Origin of the sequence: Rathayibacter tanaceti, from assembly GCF_009834165.1 — a bacterium.
GTDB classification, from domain to species: domain Bacteria; phylum Actinomycetota; class Actinomycetes; order Actinomycetales; family Microbacteriaceae; genus Rathayibacter; species Rathayibacter tanaceti.
In genome coordinates, this window is the sequence record NZ_CP047186.1 from 1,297,797 (window position 1) to 1,315,438 (window position 17,642).

Sequence of the window (17,642 nt, forward strand, 5' to 3'; positions counted from 1 at the left end):
AGGACCCACAGCCATGACTCACCGACGATCCCGCTGGGCCGGCGTTGCCGCGCTCACCCTCGCCGCCTCCCTCGCCCTGACCGCCTGCTCCGGCACCTCCGAGGCCGGCACCGCCTCCGATGACGCGGACCCGGTCTCCGGGGGCCGCCTCTCGCTCGCGTTCTTCCCCGACAACGCCGCGTTCTCGTGCGTCGACCCGTTCCAGACCTACTGGATCGAGCACCGCACCGTCATCCGCAATGTCGCCGACTCCCTCACCGACCAGGACCCGGAGACGGGCGAGATCGGGCCGTGGCTCGCGACCGGCTGGAGCGTGAACGACGCCGGCACGGAGTACACCTTCGACCTGCGCACCGACGTCACCTTCTCGGACGGCACCGCGTTCACCGCCGACAGCGTGAAGACGGCCTTCGACAGCGACGCGGCGACCCTCGCGCAGCTGCCAGGGGCCTACGGCGGCGTCTACCTCGCCGGCTACTCGGGCACGGAGGTCGTCGACGCCGACACCGTGAAGGTCGCCTTCGCGACTCCCAACGCCGCGTTCCTGCAGGGCACCTCGACCACGAACCTCGCGATCCTCGCCGCCTCCTCGTACGAGAGGACGCCCGAGGAGCGCTGCCTCGGAGCCGTGGTCGGCTCCGGGCCCTTCACCCTCACCGACTACACGCCGGGCACCGGCATCACCCTCGACAAGCGCGCCGGCTACGCCTGGGGCTCGTCGCTCCGCGAGAACACCGGCGAGGCGTACCTCGACGGGATCGACGTCAGCTACGTCGCCGAGGACAGCGTGCGCGTCGGCCAGCTCACGAGCGACGAGATCGACATCGCCTGGCCGCGGAACCCGATCTCGGAGAACGACCAGGCGGTGATCACCGGCAACGGCGACACCGTCGAGAGCCGATCGCTGCCGGGCCCCGCGAGCAACTACTACCCCAACGTCGCGGAGGGGAAGATCCTCTCGGACGAGAAGGTGCGGCAGGCCGTGCAGAAGGCGATCGACCGCGAGACCTACGCGTCGACGATCTTCGGCGCCGACTATCCGGCCGTCACGAGCGTCTACAACACGACCACGCCGTTCTATCAGGACGAGTCGTCGACGCTGGCCTTCGACGCCGAAGGCGCGGGCGAGCTCCTCGACGAGGCCGGCTGGGCGCTGGGCGACGACGGCTACCGCTACCGGGACGGGCGGAAGCTCACCCTCTCGGTGCCGATCGTGACGCAGTTCGGAGCGGGGGACCAGCTGATCCAGGACCAGCTCAAGCAGGTCGGCATCGATCTCGAGCTGAACGTGATCACGAACGCGCAGCGCGCCGACGTGCTGAACAGCGGCGACTACGACCTGATCTCGACCTACTACACCCGCGCCGACCCGGGAGTGATCCAGTGGATCATCGACTCCCGCTACGCCGGATCGAAGGCGCAGGCGGTGAACAACTTCACCACCGAGCAGGCGACCGAGGTCCAGGCGCTGCTCGACCGCGGTGTGCGGACCGTCGACACCGCGGCCCGGGCCGCCGTCTACGCCGAGCTCCAGGACTACCTGCTCGAGAACGCCCTGGTGTTCCCCTTCGCCGAGCGGGTGCAGCTCGCCGGAGTTTCGTCGGCGGTGCACGGCTTCCGCTTCACCTCGGAGGCGTTCGGCGACTTCGCCGGGACCTGGATCCAGCCGTGACCACCGTCGTCACTCCCACCGCACCGGGGAGGCCGGGCACCCGCTCGGCCCCCTCGGGCCTCGGCCGCTACCTCGCAGGCCGGCTGGGCCAGGCGGTCCTCGTGCTGTGGGCCGCGTACACCGTGACCTTCGCGGTGCTGTGGCTGCTGCCGAGCGACCCGCTGGCGCTGCTCCTCTCGGCCAACAACGTCGAGCTCGACTCCCTCACTCCGCAGCAGCTCGCCGAGGCGCAGGCGCGCTACGGACTCGACCAGCCGGTCTGGCAGCAGTACCTGCACATGCTCGGCACCGCGCTCCGCGGCGACTTCGGCACCTCCATCACGAAGGGGATCCCGGTCACGCAGCTGATCGGCGAGAAGCTGCCCGGCACGCTGCAGCTCAGCGCCCTCGCCATCGGGCTCGCGCTGGTCGGCGGCACGGCGCTCGCCTACCTGGCGGCGTACGTCCAGTGGAAGCCGCTCAAGGTGGTGCTCAGCCGCCTGCCGTCCGCGGGAGTCGCGTTCCCCGGGTTCTGGATCGGCCTGCTGCTCATCCAGTTCTTCGCCTTCACCCTGCACCTGCTGCCCTCCACGGGCAGCGCGACTCCGGCGTCCCTGATCCTGCCGGCGGTGACGATGGCGATCCCCACCTCGGCGATGCTCGCCCAGGTGCTGACCCGCAGCTTCGCCGACGTCGAGCGGGAGGCGTACATCACGACCGCGCGCGCCACCGGGCTCTCCCGCGCGGCGGTGCAGTGGCGGCACGCGTTCCGCAACGCCTCGCTGCCGACGCTGACGATCCTCGGCATCCTGGCCGGCAACACCGTCACCGGCGCGATCGTCGCCGAGACGATCTTCGCCCGGCAGGGCATCGGCACGCTCGCCCAGGAGTCGGTGCTCACCCAGGACGTGCCGGTGGTCCAGGCGATCGTGGTGCTGGCCGCGGCCGTCTTCGTCGGGATCAACCTCCTCGTCGACCTGCTCTACCCCCTCCTCGATCCGCGCATCACCACGACAGCGAAGGCGAGCCGGCCATGACGCTCGAACTGACCCGACCCGAGACCGCCGTCCCGGTCGCCTCCGAACCCCGTGAGCGCGCCGCCCACGGGAGGAGCGCCCGGCGCCTGCGGACGCTCCGGCTCCTCCTCCGCCGCCCCGGATTCGTCATCGCGCTCGCCTTCGTCGTCTTCGTGCTGGCGTCGGCGATCGCACCTGCGCTCTTCACCGGCTACGACCCGTACGCGACGGCTCCGGTCGACAAGCTGCAGGCGCCCAGCGCCGCGCACCTCTTCGGCACCGACGAGCTCGGCCGCGACCTGTTCGCGCGGGTCCTGCACGGCGGGGCCCTGACCATCCAGGCCACGGTCATCGCGATCGCGATCGCCCTGGTCGGCGGTCTCGCACTCGGGGTCGTCTCGGGCTACGCGGGCGGAGTCGTCGACGCCGTCATCATGCGGATCGTCGACGTGCTGCTCGCCATCCCCGGGCTGCTGCTGGCGCTCGCCATCGTCACCGCCATCGGCTTCGGCACGCTGCCGGTGGCGCTCGCCGTGGGCATCGGGATCCTGCCGGGATTCGCGCGGACCACCCGCGCCGAGGTGCTGCGGGTGAAGACGCTGCCCTACGTCGAGGCCGCGCGCACCGGAGGCGCCACCCGGCTCCGCCTCCTCGTGCGGCACGTGCTGCCCAACTCGTGGGGCCCGGTCGCCGTGCTGGCGGTGCTCGATCTCGGCACCGCGATCATCGCGGTGGCGGCGCTGAGCTTCCTCGGCTTCGGCGCGGCGCCTCCCGCGGCGGAGTGGGGCACCCTCATCTCGAGCGGCCGCAACTACCTGGTGACGAGCCCCTGGCTCTCGCTGCTCCCGGGACTGTTCGTCGGACTCCTGGTCTTCTCGCTGAACCACGTGGCGAAGACCGTCGAGGAGGTGCGGTCGTGAGCGCGCTCGTGCGGCTCGAGGGCCTCTCGGTCGCCTACGGCGAGCAGACCGTGGTGCACGAGGTCTCGCTCGAGATCGCACCGGGCGAGATCGTGGCCGTGGTCGGCGAGTCGGGGTCGGGCAAGTCGACGACCGCGAACGCCGTGCTCGGTCTGCTGCCGGCGAACGGCCGGATCACCGGCGGCTCGATCGAGATCGCGGGGGACGACGTGACGCACGCCTCCGAGAAGGAGCTGCGACGCCTCCGCGGCCGGGTCGTGGGTCTCGTGCCGCAGGACCCGATGGTCGGGCTCGACCCGACCCTCCGGATCGGCGCGCAGGTCGCCGAGGCCGTGCGCCTGCGCGGTGTCGACCGCCGGTCTGTCGACGCCGAGGTGCTCGAGGCGCTCCGGCAGGCGGGGATCGACGATCCGGAGCTGCGGGCGAGGCAGTACCCGCACGAGCTCTCCGGGGGCCTGCGCCAGCGTGCGCTGATCGCGATCGCCCTCGCGGGGAAGCCGCGGCTGATCATCGCCGACGAGCCCACCTCCGCCCTCGACGTGACGGTGCAGAAGCGGATCCTGGACCACCTGCAGTCGCTCGTCCGCGAGCAGGGGATCGCGCTGCTGATCATCACGCACGACCTCGCCGTCGCGGCCGACCGGGCCGACCGCGTGCTCGTGATGCGCGCCGGCCGGGTGCTCGAGCAGGGTCCGCCCGCCGAGATCCTCGTCGCGCCGCGCGAGGAGTACACCCGCGCCCTGATCGCCGCGGCGCCCGGTCTGGGTCGCGGTCGCGGGCGGGTCGTGCCGCGCTTCGAGCACGTCGCTCCGGCCCCCGAGATCCTGCGGATCGAGAACGTCGTCAAGGAATTCGCGCTCCCCGGGAGGCGCGGCGGCGGTTTCCGCGCGCTCGACGACGTGTCGTTCTCGGTGCGCGCCGGGCAGACGCTCGCTCTGGTGGGGGAGTCGGGATCGGGCAAGACGACGGCGCTCCGGATCGCCCTCGGACTCGAGCGCGCGTCGAGCGGTCGGGTCCTCGTCGAGGGAGCCGATCTCACCGCCGCCCGCGAGAAGCAGTGGCGGCCGCTCCGGCGCCGCATCCAGCTGGTGCACCAGAATCCGTTCGCAGCGCTCGATCCGCGGTTCACGGTTCTCGAGTCGGTAATCGAGCCGCTCGTGTCCTTCGGAGTAGGCGACCGCGTCACCCGACTCGCGCGCGCGCACGAGCTGCTCGACCGGGTCGGGCTGCCCGACTCCTTCCTCTCCCGCCTGCCCGCCGAGCTCTCGGGAGGTCAGCGGCAGCGGGTGGCGATCGCCCGGGCGCTCGCGCTCGGCCCCGACCTCGTCCTGCTCGACGAGCCGGTGTCGGCGCTCGATGTGTCGGTGCAGGCGCAGATCCTCGAGCTGCTGGTCGAGCTGCAGCGCGACCTCGGCGTCGCCTACCTCTTCATCTCGCACGACCTCGCGGTCGTCGCCGAGGTCTCCCACGAGATCGTGGTGCTGAACCGCGGCCGGGTCGAGGAGGCGGGCAGCACCTCCCGCGTCTTCCGCTCGCCCGAGGCGGAGTACACCAGGACGCTGCTCGCGGCGATCCCCGGGGCTGCAGCGGTGGTCTCGTGAGCGCGCGCTTCCTCGTGATCGGCGGAGGCGCCGTCGGCTCCGTGGTCGCGGCGCAGCTGCACCTGGCGGGGCAGGACGTCGTCCTGATCGCGCGCGGTGAGCACCTCCGCCTGGTCCGGGACCGCGGGCTGCGCCTCCGACGGCCGGCGGGCGACGAGACCGTGCGCGTGCCGGTCGCGGGCACCCCCGCGGAGGCGGCACCGCGGCGCGGGGACGTCCTCGTTTTGACCGTGAAGGCGCAGGACGCCGAGGCGGCGCTCGCCGAGTGGGCGTGGACGCCGCTGGCCGGCGGGGGAGCGGCCAGCGAGCTGCCGGTGCTCACCTTCCAGAACGGGCTCGCCGCCGAGGACCTGGCGCTCCGCCGCTTCTCCGACGTGCTCGGCGTCTCGATCGGCATCGCGGCCAGCTTCCTGACGCCCGGAGAGGTCGTGTCGCCGTCGTTCCCGACGGTCGGCGTGCTGTGGATCGGGCGCCACCCCGACTCCGAGGATCCCCGGGCCGAGGCGCTCGCCGCGACGTTCCGCGACGCCGGCTTCGCCGCCCGAGCCGTGGCCGACATCGGCGCGTGGAAAGCCCGCAAGCTGCTCGCCAACGCCGTGAACGGCCTCGACCTCTTCACCGGCTCCGACAGTGAGCACGCCGCCGCCCGCGAGGCCCTCGTGGCGGAGGCGCGCCTCGCGCTCACCGCGAACGGCCGCGCGATCGCTGATGACGACGGCACCCGCCTCCGCGTCGACCCCGTGCCCGGCCACACCCCCGGCCGCCTCTCGACCTGGCAGAGCTTCGCCCGCGGCGCCGGGAGCGAGGTCGACCACCTGACCGGCGACGTCGTGCTGCTCGCCCGCCGGGCGGGCGTCGCCGTGCCCGTGAGCGAGCGGCTGCAGTTCCTCCTCGGGCTCCGCGGGCGGGAGGCGGCCGTCGCGCCGCTCCCGCTCGCCGAGCTCCTCGTCCCCCTCTCCGAAGGAGTCCCCGCATGACCCTCACCGCCCCCACCTCCCCGCACACCGCCCGGCACTTCGACGAGCCGGAGGGGATCGCCGCCCGCGGCACCCTGATCGTCCTCGGCGGTCGCGGCGAGACCCCCGCCGTCTACGAGAGGTTCGGCACCCGGATCGCCCGCGACGCCTACCGCGTGCGCGCCCTCGGCGACGCCACGGCACCGGGCGTCCGCGAGGAGGCGCTCGCCCTCCTGGGCGACCCCGAGGCGGTCTCGCCCGTGGTGCTCGTCGGCTCCGACGCGGGAGCCTCGGTCGCCCTCGAGATCGCCGCCACCCTGCCCGACGCGGTCGACGCGGTGATCGTCGCAGGTCTGCCGGTCCGGGCCGAGGGCGGCGAGGGCATCGCCGAGCGGACCGCCTGCCCCACCCACGCCGGGGTGCTCGAGCGCGAGGCCGACGCCGGTGCGCGCGACGCGGTGCTGCCTCCCGAGCTGCTGGCCGTCGCGGCGAGCGCCGTTCGAGCCCCGCTACTCGCGCTGCACGGCGAGGCCGATGCGATCAGTCCCGCCGAGGAGGCGGTGGCCGTGTATCGCACCGCCCCGCGCGCCGAGGTCCACCTCCTCGCGGGCGGCCGGCACGATGCGCTGAACGACGCGACCCACCGCTCCGCCGCCGCGACCGTGGTGCTGTTCCTCGAGCGGGTGAAGGCCTCCGCGGCCACTGCGGAGATCATCACGCGGGTGGACGCGTGAGCATTGCTGCGCCGGTCTTCGACCCGTCCGTCGCCCGCGCCGACCGCTCGGGCTGGTCGCCCGCCGGTGATCCCGTCGGGGTCGTCCGCGCCCGCGACGTCGACGAGGTCCGCGCGACGCTCGCCCACGCCTCCGCGCACGGGATCCCCGTGGTGACCCGCGGCGCCGCCTCCGGACTCGCGGGCGCCGCGAGCGCGGGGGAGGGTGCGATCGTCCTCGACGTCTCCGGTCTCGACCGCATCCTCTCGATCGACCCGGTCGACGGCATCGCGCGCGTCGAGCCCGGAGTGATCACCGCCGATCTCGACCGCGCAGCGGCCCGCCACGGCCTGCTCTACGCCCCCGATCCGGGCAGCGTCGAGATCTCGACCATCGGCGGCAACATCGCCACCAACGCGGGCGGGCTGCGCGGTGCCAAGTACGGAGTGACGCGCGACGCCGTCCTCGCCCTCGACGTCGTGCTGGCCGACGGCTCCCTCGTGCACCTCGGCCGCGACACGGTGAAGGGCGTCGTCGGCCTCGACCTGACCGCCCTGCTGGTCGGGTCGCAGGGGAGTCTCGGCGTGGTCGTCGGCGCGACCCTCCGCCTCCTGCCGCGCCCGCGGCTGACCGCCACCGCCGCCGCGTTCTTCACCGATGTCGCCGCCGGAGCCGACGCGGCCGTCGCGCTCGCCCTCGTGGGCCTCCGACCGAGCGTGCTGGAGCTCGTCGACGGACGCACCCTTGAGGCGATCGACGCCCTGCGCGGCTCCGCTCTCGCCACGCGCGGAGGTGCGTTCCTCCTCGTGCAGACCGACGGCTTCGGTGCGGCGGAGGAGATCGAGGCGGTGCGCGCCGTGCTCGCGCCGACCGCTACCCGCGTCGAGACCACGCTCGATGCCGAGGAGGGCCTCGCGCTGGCCGCAGCCCGCCGCGACGCCCTGCCCGCGATCGAGGCGCGAGGCCGGGTGCTGATCGAGGACATCGCGGTGCCCCGTTCGCGCCTCGCCGAGGCGATCCGACGGATCCACGCGATCGCCGCCGACACCGGCGCCGACGTCTACGTCTTCGCCCACGCGGGCGACGGCAACCTGCACCCGATCATCCGCCTGCGCGACGAGTCGGAGGAGGCGCGCGCGCAGGCCGATGCCGCCGCCGAGGCCGTCTTCGCGCTGGCCCTCGAGCTCGGCGGCACCGTGAGCGGCGAGCACGGCGTCGGCGGGCTCAAACGCGAGTGGGCCCGACGCGAGCTCGGACCCGACGTCGTCGCCCTGCAGCGCGCGGTGCGGCGGCTGTTCGATCCGCAGGGCATCCTGAATCCCGGAACCGCGCTGTGAGCGCACTCGAAAGGACGGTCATGACCGACACCGACATCCCCGACCGCACCGCCGTCCTCGTGATGCCCGACGAGCTGGAGGCGGCCCTCGCGTCACCCGAGCCGCCGCTGGTCCTCGACGTGCGGTGGCGCCTCGACCGCCCGGACGGCCGACCCGCGTACCTCGAGGGGCACATTCCCGGCGCGGTCTACGTCGACCTCGACCACGAGCTCGCGGCGCACGGCGAGCCCGGCGACGGGCGGCACCCGCTGCCTCAGATCGAGGCGCTGCAGGAGGCGGCGCGCCGCTGGGGGCTCCGCCGCGGTCAGGCGGTCGTGGTCTACGACGACCTCAAGAACCTCTCCTCGGCCCGCGCCTGGTGGCTGCTGCGCGCCGCCGGAGTCGCCGACGTGCGCCTGCTCGACGGATCGCTGCGCGCGTGGACGGGCTCGGGTCGCGCGCTGGAGGCCGGCCCCGTGGTGCCCGTGCCCGGCGATGTGGAGCTCGCCTACGGCGCGCTGCCGGTGCTCGACATTGACGCGGCTGCCGCGCTGCCGTCCGACGGCGTGCTGCTCGACGCCCGTGCGCCCGAGCGCTACCGCGGCGACGTCGAGCCGATCGACCCGCGGGCCGGGCACATCCCGGGGGCGCTGAACGCCCCGGCGACCGACAACGTCGACCCCGACGGGCGCTTCCTGCCGTCGTCGGATCTGCGCGCCCGCTTCGAGGCGATCGGCGTGCGGTCCGACGCCCCCGTCGGCGTCTACTGCGGCTCCGGGGTGACGGCCGCCGCCGACGCCGTCGCGCTGACCCTCGCCGGATTCGCGCCCCGCCTGTACCCCGGCTCCTGGTCGCAGTGGTCGAACACCCCCGGCCGCCCCGTCGCGACGGGCCCGTCCGCGTAGGCGCGACGCCCCCCCCCGATTCCTCACACGTTGCGGTAGTCGCGTCGACTACCGCACCGTGTCGGGGGCGCTCAGGTCCGCCCGACCGCCCTCTGCCGCCACGTCCCCTTCGAGTACGCAGGAGTGGTCGTACTCGACGTTCGAGTACGACGACGTCTGGAGTCTCGCGCCGGCGAGGGTGTCAGGTCGGAGAGGTGCGCGCTTCAGCCCAGGCGGGAGTGCTCGCCGAGGTGGTGCCAGGTGCGGTTGTGGTAGACGAGCGGAGCGGTCGTGTCCGAGTCCTCCGGCACATGCGCCTCGAGCGCGTGCACCGCGACGATCGTCGATGATCCCGCCTCCATGCGGTTGATGACGGTCCCGCGGATCCACGCGGCCGCTCCCGGGAAGTACGGTTCGCCCGTGGGCAGTCGCGACCAGAGCGACGTGTCGGCGAAGCGGTCGATGCCACTGGTCGAGCCCAGTCGCGCCAGGTCGAGCTGCTCGGCGCCCAGCAGGTGCACGACGAGCGTCTCCGAGGCCTGGATCGCGGGCGAGCTCGACGACGCCGATGACAGCGAGAACACGAAGAGCGGAGGCTCGGCGCTCACGGAGAAGACGGACGTCGCGGTCAGGGCGACGGGGCCGGTCCCCGGGTCCGCCGTGATCAGCGCGACTCCGGCGGCGTGGTTGCGGAACGCCAGCTTGAACTCCTCCGGCGAGAGCCCCGCGAAGGCGTGCTGCTCGGTATCGGCGCTGGTGGCGAGGTTCTCGCGGCTCATCGGGGGCTCCTGATCGATCGAGGGTGCGGCGCGGGCGTCGTCCGCCGTCGCGCCGCAGCGCGGCCCCTCCAGCCTGTCGCACCGCTCGGGGGAGGGGCGCCCCATTGCGGAGTATGACGCCGACACCTCCGCTGATGCCGACTCCGCGCCGCCCCGCCTCGTCGTCACCGTCCCCTTCCGGTCCGCAGGGGATCCCTCCGCGGGATGGCGCGCCGCGATTCCGCCTCACAGCACTCGGAACATCGTGCGGATCACCCCCTCGACCCCGCCCGAGCGCAACCCGTCGCCCCACGTCTCCGACGCGTGCACACTCGGGGGCATGGCCCACCGTCCGCGCACCTCCGCCGCACGTCCCGAGAGCAAGACCTGCGCCTCCTGTGGCCGCGAGATCCAGTGGCGCGCGAAGTGGACGCGCGACTGGGACGAGGTCCGCTACTGCTCCGACGCCTGCCGTCGCCGCGGGGTCGGCCCGGAGGAGGCGCGTCTCGAGGACGAGATCCGCTCGCTCCTGCTCGCCCGTGCCGCCTCCTCCACCGCCTGCCCGTCCGAGGTCGCCCGCCGCGTGGGCGGGGAGGAGTGGCGTCCGCTGATGGAGCCGGTCCGCCGCGCCGCGCGCCGTCTGGTCGACCGGGGCGAGATCGACATCGTGCAGGGTGGCCAGGTAATCGATCCCTCGCGTGCCAAGGGCCCGATCCGGCTGCGCAGGCGGCCCGGCGGCCCCCTGTCGCCCGGCGGCAGTGCGGGCTAGCCTCAGCAGATGCCCAGCAGCGACGCCGTCGTCCTCACCGTCCCCGGACCGCACGGCGATCGGGAGGTGCGGCTCTCCAGTCCCGGACGCGTCCTCTTCCCCGAGTCGGGCATCACCAAGCGCGACGTCGCCGAGTACCTCGTCGAGGTCGGTGAGGCGTTCGTCGCGGCGAACGGCTCCCGCCCCGTCTCGCTCCAGCGCTTCTCCTCCGGGATCGAGGGCGCGCAGTTCTTCTCGAAGAACCCGCCCCAGGGTGCGCCGGAGTACGTGCGCTCCGTTCCCGTCACTTACCCGAGCGGGCGCGTGCATCCGCAGCTCGTCATCGACGAGCCGGCCGCCGCAGTCTGGGCGGCGCAGATGAACACCGTCGTGTTCCATCCGTGGGCCTCCCGCGCGGAGGCGCCCGACCTGCCCGACCAGCTCCGCATCGACCTCGACCCTCAGCCCGGCACCGATGTCGCCGACGCCGTCGTCGCGGCGCACGCCCTCCGCGACGTTCTGCGCGAGGCCGGGCTCGAGTCCTTCGTGAAGACCTCCGGGAACCGCGGACTGCACGTCTTCGCGCCAATCATCGCCGAGCACGAGTTCCTCGACGTGCGGCACGCGGTCATCGCCGCGGCGCGCGAGCTCGAGCGGCGGATGCCCGCGCAGGTCACGACCGCGTGGTGGAAGGAGGAGCGCGGCGAGCGGATCTTCGTCGACTTCAACCAGGCGAACCGCGATCGCACCATGGCCGGCGCCTACAGCCCGCGACCCCTCGCGCACGCTCCGGTCTCGACTCCGCTGGAGTGGGACGAACTCGACGGCGTCGATCCGCGGGAGTTCACCGTCCGCACGGTTCCAGCGCGGCTGGGTGAGCGGGGCGACCCGTGGGCTCGGATGCACGAATCGCCCGGGCGTCTCGACGTGTTGCTCGGCTGGTGGGAGCGCGACCTCGCCGACGGGCACGGCGAGCTTCCGTTCCCGCCCGACTTCCCCAAGATGCCGGGGGAGCCGCCCCGCGTGCAGCCGAGTCGCGCGAAGAAGGCCTGACCGACCGCTCAGCCCAGCACGTCGCCGAGGTCGTACGCGGTCGGCTGCTCCAGCTGTTCCAGCGTGCACGAGCGTGCGTCGCGGTCCGGCCGCCAGCGCTCGAACTGCACGGTGTGCCGGAATCGGGCGCCCTCGCGCTGGTCGTAGCGCACCTCCAGCACCCGCTCGGGCCGCAGGCGCACGAAGGATCTGTCTCGGCCCGCCGAGAAGCGGCTCCGCTCGCCGTCGCCGCGCACCGCGTCTCCGGCGTCGTCGCGCTCGACCGCCTCTGTCAGCTCCTCGACGAGCCGCACCCGCCGCTCATCGCTGAAGGCGGAGGCTCCGCCCACCTGGCGCAGCTCGCCGTCGTCGCCGTAGAGCCCGAGCAGGATCGACCCCACGCCCGGCTGGGAGGTGTGCTCGCGGTAGCCGATCGCGACCACCTCGGCCGTGCGGTGGTGCTTGACCTTCAGCATCGTGCGCTTGCCGGGCGCGTAGGGCGCGGCGAGGGGCTTCGCGACGACTCCGTCCAGTCCCGCTCCCTCGAAGCGCTCGAGCCAGTCGCGCGCGAGCGCGTCGTCGGCCGTCGTGCGTCCGAGGTGGAGCGGATGCGGCAGACCCGTCAGCAGCGCGGCGAGCGCCTCCCGCCGCGCCGAGTACGGCTCCTCGAGCAGACTCCGCCCGTCGAGCGCCAGCAGGTCGAACGCGACCAGCATCGCGGGCGTCGTCTCCGCCAGCACCGCGACCCGGCTGGCCGCGGGGTGGATGCGCTGGCTGAGCAGCTCCCAGTCGAGCCGCTGCGCACCCGGGGCGCCGGTCGCGACTACGATCTCGCCGTCGAGGACGCAACCGTCCGGCAGGAGCCGCAGGAACGCCTCGACCAGCTCCGGGAAGTACCGCGTCAACGGCTTCGAGCCGCGGCTGCCGATCCGGCACTCGCCCCCGGCGACCGAGACGATCGCCCGGAAGCCGTCCCACTTCGGCTCGTAGGAGTAGCCGCCGGCGACGGCGTCCTGCGCCGGCACCGCCGCCACCGCCTTGGCGAGCATCGGGGCGAGCGGGAGCGCGAACGGGAGGTCCATGCCCCGATCATCCCCGGACTCGTCGCGGGCCGCACCCCCGTCGCGCGCTCCCGGAGCGCCGTGGGATTCGCAGCCGCCTCGACGGTTCGAGGCGTAGCGTTCCCGCCCATGAGCACCAACTGGAAGCGCTGGACGCCCGTCGCCGTCGTCCCCGCGGTCGTCGTCGCAGCGGCCGTCGCCCTCCCCCTCTCCGCCACTGCCGCGGGAGACCTCCCCGAGAGGTCGGCCGCAGACCTCCTCGCCTTCGTCGCCCAGAGCGAGACGACCGCGTTCTCCGGAGAGATCCAGCAGACCTCCGACCTCGGGCTGCCGGACCTCTCGGGGCTCGCGACCACGGCACCCACCGCAGCCGACGCCTCCGCGACGAACGCCCTGGTCGAGTTCGCCACCGGATCCCACCAGGCGCGCGTCTACGTCGATGCCGAGCAGGGCGTGCGCTTCCAGGTGCTCGACCGCCTCGCCGAGCGCGACGTGATCGCCACCCCCGGCGGGGGCGTCTGGGTCTACGACTCGAACGCGAACTCCGCCACGCACGTCCTTCCGCCGGACGGCGCCGCACCCTCCCCGGACGCCCCCGCCGAGCAGGCTCCGGTCGACGGCGTGCTGACTCCCTCGGCCGCCGCTGAGCGCCTGCTCTCCTCGATCGACCCGACCACCTCGGTCGCCGTCGGCTCCGATGTGCGCGTCGCCGGGCGCGACGCCTACGAGCTGGTGCTGACGCCGCGGGACAGCACCACCCTGGTCGGCTCCGCCACCGTCTCGGTCGACGGCGAGACCGGTCTCCCGCTCGGCGTCGCCGTGACCGCCAGGGGCGCGACCGCTCCCGCCTTCAGCATCGCCTACACGAGCATCGACCTCTCCACCCCGGATGCCTCGCTCTTCTCGTTCACGCCGCCTGCGGGCGCCGAAGTGATCGAGCAGGGTGCGCCCGAGCAGGGCACGACCGACGCGCCGACCCCCGCTCCCGATGCTCCCGTCGACACGAACCGCGAAGACGTCACCACGACCGGCACCGGCTGGGGCACGATCGTCGAGCTCCCCGCCGGAGACCCTGGAGCGCTCGGCCCACTCGAGGCCGTCACCACGCCCACCGAGGGCGGCCGGGTGCTCTCGTCCGCACTGGTGACCGTCCTCCTCACCGACGACGGGCGCGTGCTCGCCGGCTCCGTCCCGGTCGAGGCCCTGCGCGACGCGGCTGCCGCTCGGTGACGACGGCCGGGCTCGCCGTCGAGACCCGCGGCCTGACCAAGCGCTTCGGCCGTCAGGAGGCGGTCTCCGCGCTCGATCTCGTGGTTCCGAGCGGAGCCGTCTTCGGCTTCCTCGGGCCCAACGGCTCGGGCAAGACGACGACCATCCGGATGCTGCTCGGGCTGGCCGCGCCCACCGAGGGGACCATCACGGTTCTGGGTTCTGCGATGCCCCGCCGCTCGGCCGAGGTCCTGCCACGGGTCGGCGCCCTCGTCGAAGGCCCGGGCTTCTACCCGTTCCTCACGGGAGTCGCGAACCTGCGCCGCTTCGACGCCGCCGAGCCCGGAACCTCTTCTCGCACGCGCGATGCGCGGGCGACGGAGGCGCTCGCCCGCGTGGGACTCTCGGCCGCCGGTCGCAAGAAAGTCGGCTCCTACTCCCTCGGCATGAAGCAGCGGCTCGGCATTGCCGTCGCCCTGCTTTCCCCGCGCGAGCTGATCGTGCTCGACGAGCCGACCAACGGACTCGATCCGCAGGGAACGCGGGAGGTCCGCTCCCTCGTGCGCGGGTTGAACGAGGACGGCACGACTGTGCTGGTCTCGAGCCACCTCCTCGCCGAGATCGAGCAGATCTGCACGCACGCCGCCGTGATGCGCACGGGCCGTCTGGTCGCGCAGGGCGGCCTCGACGAGCTCCGGGGCGTCGCCGCCTCGGTCGAGCTGGTCACGCCCGATCCCGAGCGCGCCCTCGCCGCCCTCGCCGGCCGCGGCCTCGAGCCGCGCACCGCTCCGGGGCCGCACCCGGCCGACCCGCCGCTGGTCGTCGCCGCGCTGCCTCCCGGGCTGGCGCCGGAGGCGCTGGTCTCGGCGCTCGTCGCGGCCGAGGTGCGTGTGCGCGGCTTCGCGGTGCGCCGCCCCTCCCTCGAGGAGCGCTTCGTCGAGCTGACCGGCGAGGGCTTCGATGTCGAGCGCTGACGCGGCGGTGCGCCGCCGCACCGGGGTCGGCCCCCTGCTGCTCTCGGAGCTCGCCCTGCTCTTCGGCCGCCGCCGCACGTGGGCCCTGCTGGCCGCACTCGCGGCGATCCCGATCCTCCTGTCCGTCGCAGTGCGGCTGTCCGGAGGCGGGGGCGCCGGCCCGGTCTTCGTCAGCGCCATTGCGGGCAACGGGCTCTTCGCCGGTTTCGCGGCGATCACCGTCGCCGTGCCCCTGTTCCTGCCGTTGACCGTCGGAGTCGTCTCGGGCGACGCGATCGCGGGGGAGGCCTCGCTCGGCACGCTGCGCTACCTCCTGGTGACCCCTGTCGGTCGAGTGCGGCTGCTCGCGGTCAAGTTCATCGCCTCCGTCGCCTTCTGCCTGGCGGCGGCGCTGACGGTGATGATCGTCGGCATCCTGATCGGGCTGGTGCTCTTCCCCGCGGGGCCGGTGACCCTCCTCTCGGGCAGCACTGTGCCGCTCGTCGACGCGATCGGTCGGGCGCTGGTGATCGCGGTCTACGCGGCGCTCTCGCTGGTCGCTCTCGTCGCCGTCGGGCTTTTCTTCTCGACGCTGACCGACGTTCCGGTGGGGGCGATGGCGGCGACCGTCGTCGTCTCGATCGCGTCGCAGATCGTCGGGTCGCTCTCGCAGCTCGATGCTCTGCACCCGTTCCTGCTGACCGACCGCTGGTTCGACTTCGCCGATCTGCTGCGCGATCCGATCGCATGGAGTTCGTTCGGCGAGAACGCCCTCCTGCAGCTCGCCTACGTCGCCGTCTTCGGCTCGCTCGCCATCGGGCGCTTCACCACCCGCGACATCCTCTCCTGAGCCGCGTCACCTCCCGTCGGCCCCTGCGACGACGGCCGGCCGCCCCTCCCGCTGAGCGGTCGAGGTGGCCGGCCGAGGGACCGCGCGATCAGTCCTGCGGAGTGACCCCGAAGCTCACGCCGCCGCCCTCGTCCACCTGGGCGTCGAGCACCTTGTCGCCGAGGGCGACGGAGGCGGCGACGTCGAGGAAGACGCGCGCTCCGTCCTTCTCGACGACGGCGTCCGTCGTCTCGGGGGCCGCCGCGACGGCGACCGCGAAGTTGCGGGCGTCGAGGTCGGTGCCGCTGATGCGCAGGCCGCCCTCGACGGGGGTCTCGGTCTGTCCGGTGATGGTCTTGACGACGGTGCTGGCGTTGTCGGTGAGCGTGAGCATCGGGTCGTTCCTTCCGTCCGTGGTCGATGAGGGGGCAACGTTGCCGAGAACCGTTCCCGTCCTCAAGGCACCCCGGCGGATGTGGAGGGGATGCACACCCGGGCGCCGCCCCGCTCCGCCGGCCGCTCCCGCTCCGCCTGCCACACTGAGCGGATGCACCCCGCCGACTCCTGCCCGTGCGGAAGCCGTCGGCACTACGCCGACTGCTGCCGTCCCGCCCACCTCGGCGAGGAGCCCTCCCCGACCGCGGAGCGCCTGATGCGCAGCCGCTTCAGCGCCAACGTGCTCGGCAGCGCGCCCTACCTGCTGGCCAGCTGGCACCCCTCGACCCGGCCCTCTCGCATCGACCTCGACGACGACGTGCGCTGGCGCCGCCTCCAGATCGTCGACACGGTGGGCGGAGGTGAGGGCGATGAGGAGGGGCTCGTCGAGTTCCGCGCCTCCTACCACTCGCCCGCCGGGGCCGGTCTGGTCCACGAGCGGAGCCGTTTCGTGCGCGAGACCGGGCGCTGGCTCTACCTCGACGGCGAAATGCTCGGCGACGGGTCGTGAGCCCCTGAGCCGTCCTAGTCTGGGAGGCATGGCCAAGGACTTCCTCCGGGCGGACGACGCGTCGCGCTACGAGCTCCATCTCGACGGCGCCCTCGTGGGAGTGCTCGACTACCGCGAGAACGAGGCGAGCGTCTCACTCGTGCGCTCCTTCACCACTCCGCCGTTCCGCGGCCGCGGGTTCGCCGGCGAGCTCGTCGCCTTCGCTGTGGACGACGTGGAGGCGCGCGGTGGACGGGCGATCGTGCCGATGTGCTGGTACGTCGGCCAGTGGTTCGACCAGCATCCCGAGAAGGCGCACCTGCTGGCATCGGCCTGAGCGTCACGGCTCAGCGCCGGCGAGCCCGTCGGCGTCTCAGCGGCGGACCGCCGGCTCCACCCCGGCCAGGTCCGGGCCGAGCCCGATGTCGATCAGGCGCACCCGGCCCGCGTACGAGTCGCCGGGCGGCAGCAGCAGACCGGCCTTGATCGCCCCGAAGGTCACCGTCACGTCGGCCCGGAGGACGGTGCTGTCGGGCACCGAACCGTCGTCCGGATGGATGCCGCTCGGCAGGTCGACCGCCACGATCGCCGGGCGCTCCGCCCTCCGGCCCAGGGCGTCGAGGACGGCGGCGACCACCTCTCTGGGCCGCCCGCGCAGCGCTGGCTCCGTCGCTCCGATGCCGAGGATCCCGTCGACGATCACGTCCGAGCGCGCGATCGCGGCGGCGAGAGCACTGGTGTCGCCGTCGGGCACTCGTGCGCAGCCCTCGTCCAGGGCGACGGCGAGGCCGCCGCGGTGCGCGCGCTCTGCGGCGAGAACGAGGGTCACGTCGATCCCGGAGGCGGCCAGCTCCGCCGCTGCGTAGAGTGCGTCGCCGCCGTTGTCGCCGGGGCCCACGAGGACGAGCACCGTGCCGGGCGCCGAGTGGTCGCGCCGTCCGGCGAGGATCAGCCGCAGCTCGCGGGCGAGACCGCCGGCCGCCCGCTGCATCAGCGGCTCGCGGCGGGCGAGGTGCGGTGCCTCCGCTGCCCGCACCTGCGCGGACGTGTATCCCTCGACCATGGGTCCA

At 73.5% G+C, this 17,642-nt stretch carries 19 protein-coding genes; 15 read left to right on the top strand and 4 right to left on the bottom strand.

What is annotated here, in order from left to right:
- The first annotated feature begins 13 nt into the window (after positions 1-13).
- Genes GSU10_RS06085 through GSU10_RS06120 form a run of 8 tightly spaced genes read left to right on the top strand, consistent with a single transcriptional unit; the run spans position 14 to position 9,078 of the window.
- Complete coding sequence (locus tag GSU10_RS06085; protein ID WP_132505188.1) at positions 14-1,672, top strand: ABC transporter substrate-binding protein; 1,659 nt, start codon at positions 14-16, stop codon at positions 1,670-1,672.
- Positions 1,669-2,688, top strand: a complete 1,020-nt coding sequence (locus GSU10_RS06090; protein WP_082845177.1) for an ABC transporter permease — start codon at positions 1,669-1,671, stop codon at positions 2,686-2,688. The genes GSU10_RS06085 and GSU10_RS06090 overlap by 4 nt, the downstream gene beginning before the upstream one ends.
- Positions 2,685-3,587, top strand: a complete 903-nt coding sequence (locus GSU10_RS06095; RefSeq protein ID WP_082845178.1) for an ABC transporter permease — start codon at positions 2,685-2,687, stop codon at positions 3,585-3,587. Before GSU10_RS06090 ends, GSU10_RS06095 begins: the two co-directional genes overlap by 4 nt.
- Positions 3,584-5,188, top strand: coding sequence for a dipeptide ABC transporter ATP-binding protein (locus tag GSU10_RS06100; protein ID WP_132505185.1), 1,605 nt, complete (start codon positions 3,584-3,586; stop codon positions 5,186-5,188). The genes GSU10_RS06095 and GSU10_RS06100 overlap by 4 nt, the downstream gene beginning before the upstream one ends.
- Positions 5,185-6,165, top strand: coding sequence for a ketopantoate reductase family protein (locus GSU10_RS06105; RefSeq protein WP_132505182.1), 981 nt, complete (start codon positions 5,185-5,187; stop codon positions 6,163-6,165). The genes GSU10_RS06100 and GSU10_RS06105 overlap by 4 nt, the downstream gene beginning before the upstream one ends.
- A complete protein-coding gene (locus tag GSU10_RS06110; RefSeq protein WP_068213592.1) occupies positions 6,162-6,878 on the top strand; it encodes an alpha/beta hydrolase in 717 nt (238 codons plus the stop codon). The genes GSU10_RS06105 and GSU10_RS06110 overlap by 4 nt, the downstream gene beginning before the upstream one ends.
- Positions 6,875-8,194 (top strand): FAD-binding oxidoreductase, encoded by a 1,320-nt coding sequence (locus GSU10_RS06115; RefSeq protein WP_132505179.1) that lies wholly within the window; start codon positions 6,875-6,877, stop codon positions 8,192-8,194. The genes GSU10_RS06110 and GSU10_RS06115 overlap by 4 nt, the downstream gene beginning before the upstream one ends.
- Positions 8,195-8,214: 20 nt before the next feature.
- Entirely contained in the window at positions 8,215-9,078 is an 864-nt protein-coding gene (locus GSU10_RS06120) for a sulfurtransferase (RefSeq protein WP_199220867.1), read from the top strand.
- Between the two features lie 203 nt (positions 9,079-9,281).
- Here the strand turns inward: GSU10_RS06120 and GSU10_RS06125 are convergent, their stop codons facing one another.
- Positions 9,282-9,836, bottom strand: a complete 555-nt coding sequence (locus GSU10_RS06125) for a flavin reductase family protein (protein WP_068212956.1) — start codon at positions 9,834-9,836, stop codon at positions 9,282-9,284.
- A gap of 319 nt (positions 9,837-10,155) precedes the next feature.
- Between GSU10_RS06125 and GSU10_RS06130 the strand changes: the two genes are divergently transcribed.
- Positions 10,156-10,584, top strand: coding sequence for a DUF2256 and DUF3253 domain-containing protein (locus GSU10_RS06130; protein WP_068212966.1), 429 nt, complete (start codon positions 10,156-10,158; stop codon positions 10,582-10,584).
- A gap of 9 nt (positions 10,585-10,593) precedes the next feature.
- On the top strand, positions 10,594-11,616 hold the full coding sequence (gene ligD, locus GSU10_RS06135; RefSeq protein WP_199220866.1) for a non-homologous end-joining DNA ligase: 1,023 nt from the start codon (positions 10,594-10,596) through the stop codon (positions 11,614-11,616).
- An 8-nt stretch (positions 11,617-11,624) separates the two neighbouring features.
- On the opposite strand, the gene GSU10_RS06140 is transcribed toward ligD, so the two are convergent.
- The gene (locus GSU10_RS06140) at positions 11,625-12,677 is read right to left on the bottom strand and encodes an ATP-dependent DNA ligase (RefSeq protein WP_068212960.1); all 1,053 of its coding nucleotides are present in this window, start codon (positions 12,675-12,677) and stop codon (positions 11,625-11,627) included.
- Positions 12,678-12,785: 108 nt separating this feature from the next.
- On the opposite strand from GSU10_RS06140, the gene GSU10_RS06145 reads away from it, so the two are divergent.
- Genes GSU10_RS06145 through GSU10_RS06155 form a run of 3 tightly spaced genes read left to right on the top strand, consistent with a single transcriptional unit; the run spans position 12,786 to position 15,668 of the window.
- Complete coding sequence (locus tag GSU10_RS06145) at positions 12,786-13,886, top strand: LolA family protein (RefSeq protein ID WP_132505176.1); 1,101 nt, start codon at positions 12,786-12,788, stop codon at positions 13,884-13,886.
- Positions 13,883-14,839 carry an ABC transporter ATP-binding protein gene (locus GSU10_RS06150; RefSeq protein ID WP_132505174.1) on the top strand — a complete coding sequence of 319 codons (957 nt, stop codon included), beginning with the start codon at positions 13,883-13,885 and terminating at the stop codon, positions 14,837-14,839. Before GSU10_RS06145 ends, GSU10_RS06150 begins: the two co-directional genes overlap by 4 nt.
- Positions 14,826-15,668: an ABC transporter permease gene (locus tag GSU10_RS06155; protein WP_132505171.1), complete on the top strand. Its 843-nt coding sequence runs from the start codon at positions 14,826-14,828 to the stop codon at positions 15,666-15,668. The genes GSU10_RS06150 and GSU10_RS06155 overlap by 14 nt, the downstream gene beginning before the upstream one ends.
- An 88-nt stretch (positions 15,669-15,756) precedes the next feature.
- On the opposite strand, the gene GSU10_RS06160 is transcribed toward GSU10_RS06155, so the two are convergent.
- Positions 15,757-16,041 (bottom strand): hypothetical protein, encoded by a 285-nt coding sequence (locus GSU10_RS06160; RefSeq protein ID WP_068212145.1) that lies wholly within the window; start codon positions 16,039-16,041, stop codon positions 15,757-15,759.
- Positions 16,042-16,194: 153 nt separating this feature from the next.
- Between GSU10_RS06160 and GSU10_RS06165 the strand changes: the two genes are divergently transcribed.
- Positions 16,195-16,593: a YchJ family protein gene (locus GSU10_RS06165; RefSeq protein ID WP_068212172.1), complete on the top strand. Its 399-nt coding sequence runs from the start codon at positions 16,195-16,197 to the stop codon at positions 16,591-16,593.
- Between the two features lie 28 nt (positions 16,594-16,621).
- A complete protein-coding gene (locus GSU10_RS06170; protein ID WP_068212151.1) occupies positions 16,622-16,909 on the top strand; it encodes a GNAT family N-acetyltransferase in 288 nt (95 codons plus the stop codon).
- A gap of 36 nt (positions 16,910-16,945) precedes the next feature.
- On the opposite strand, the gene GSU10_RS06175 is transcribed toward GSU10_RS06170, so the two are convergent.
- Positions 16,946-17,635 (bottom strand): NAD(P)H-hydrate epimerase, encoded by a 690-nt coding sequence (locus GSU10_RS06175; protein ID WP_068212153.1) that lies wholly within the window; start codon positions 17,633-17,635, stop codon positions 16,946-16,948.
- Between the last annotated feature and the right edge of the window lie 7 nt (positions 17,636-17,642).

Excerpts from the sequence above, each read along its gene's own strand:
- GSU10_RS06085 (WP_132505188.1), top strand. The coding sequence starts at position 14 with ATGACTCACCGACGATCCCGCTGGGCCGGCGTTGCCGCGCTCACCCTC.
- GSU10_RS06095 (WP_082845178.1), top strand. The coding sequence starts at position 2,685 with ATGACGCTCGAACTGACCCGACCCGAGACCGCCGTCCCGGTCGCCTCC.
- GSU10_RS06110 (WP_068213592.1), top strand. The coding sequence starts at position 6,162 with ATGACCCTCACCGCCCCCACCTCCCCGCACACCGCCCGGCACTTCGAC.
- GSU10_RS06120 (WP_199220867.1), top strand. The coding sequence starts at position 8,215 with ATGACCGACACCGACATCCCCGACCGCACCGCCGTCCTCGTGATGCCC.
- GSU10_RS06125 (WP_068212956.1), bottom strand. The coding sequence starts at position 9,836 with ATGAGCCGCGAGAACCTCGCCACCAGCGCCGATACCGAGCAGCACGCC.
- GSU10_RS06130 (WP_068212966.1), top strand. The coding sequence starts at position 10,156 with ATGGCCCACCGTCCGCGCACCTCCGCCGCACGTCCCGAGAGCAAGACC.
- ligD (WP_199220866.1), top strand. The coding sequence starts at position 10,594 with ATGCCCAGCAGCGACGCCGTCGTCCTCACCGTCCCCGGACCGCACGGC.
- GSU10_RS06140 (WP_068212960.1), bottom strand. The coding sequence starts at position 12,677 with ATGGACCTCCCGTTCGCGCTCCCGCTCGCCCCGATGCTCGCCAAGGCG.
- GSU10_RS06145 (WP_132505176.1), top strand. The coding sequence starts at position 12,786 with ATGAGCACCAACTGGAAGCGCTGGACGCCCGTCGCCGTCGTCCCCGCG.
- GSU10_RS06155 (WP_132505171.1), top strand. The coding sequence starts at position 14,826 with ATGTCGAGCGCTGACGCGGCGGTGCGCCGCCGCACCGGGGTCGGCCCC.
- GSU10_RS06160 (WP_068212145.1), bottom strand. The coding sequence starts at position 16,041 with ATGCTCACGCTCACCGACAACGCCAGCACCGTCGTCAAGACCATCACC.
- GSU10_RS06165 (WP_068212172.1), top strand. The coding sequence starts at position 16,195 with ATGCACCCCGCCGACTCCTGCCCGTGCGGAAGCCGTCGGCACTACGCC.
- GSU10_RS06170 (WP_068212151.1), top strand. The coding sequence starts at position 16,622 with ATGGCCAAGGACTTCCTCCGGGCGGACGACGCGTCGCGCTACGAGCTC.
- GSU10_RS06175 (WP_068212153.1), bottom strand. The coding sequence starts at position 17,635 with ATGGTCGAGGGATACACGTCCGCGCAGGTGCGGGCAGCGGAGGCACCG.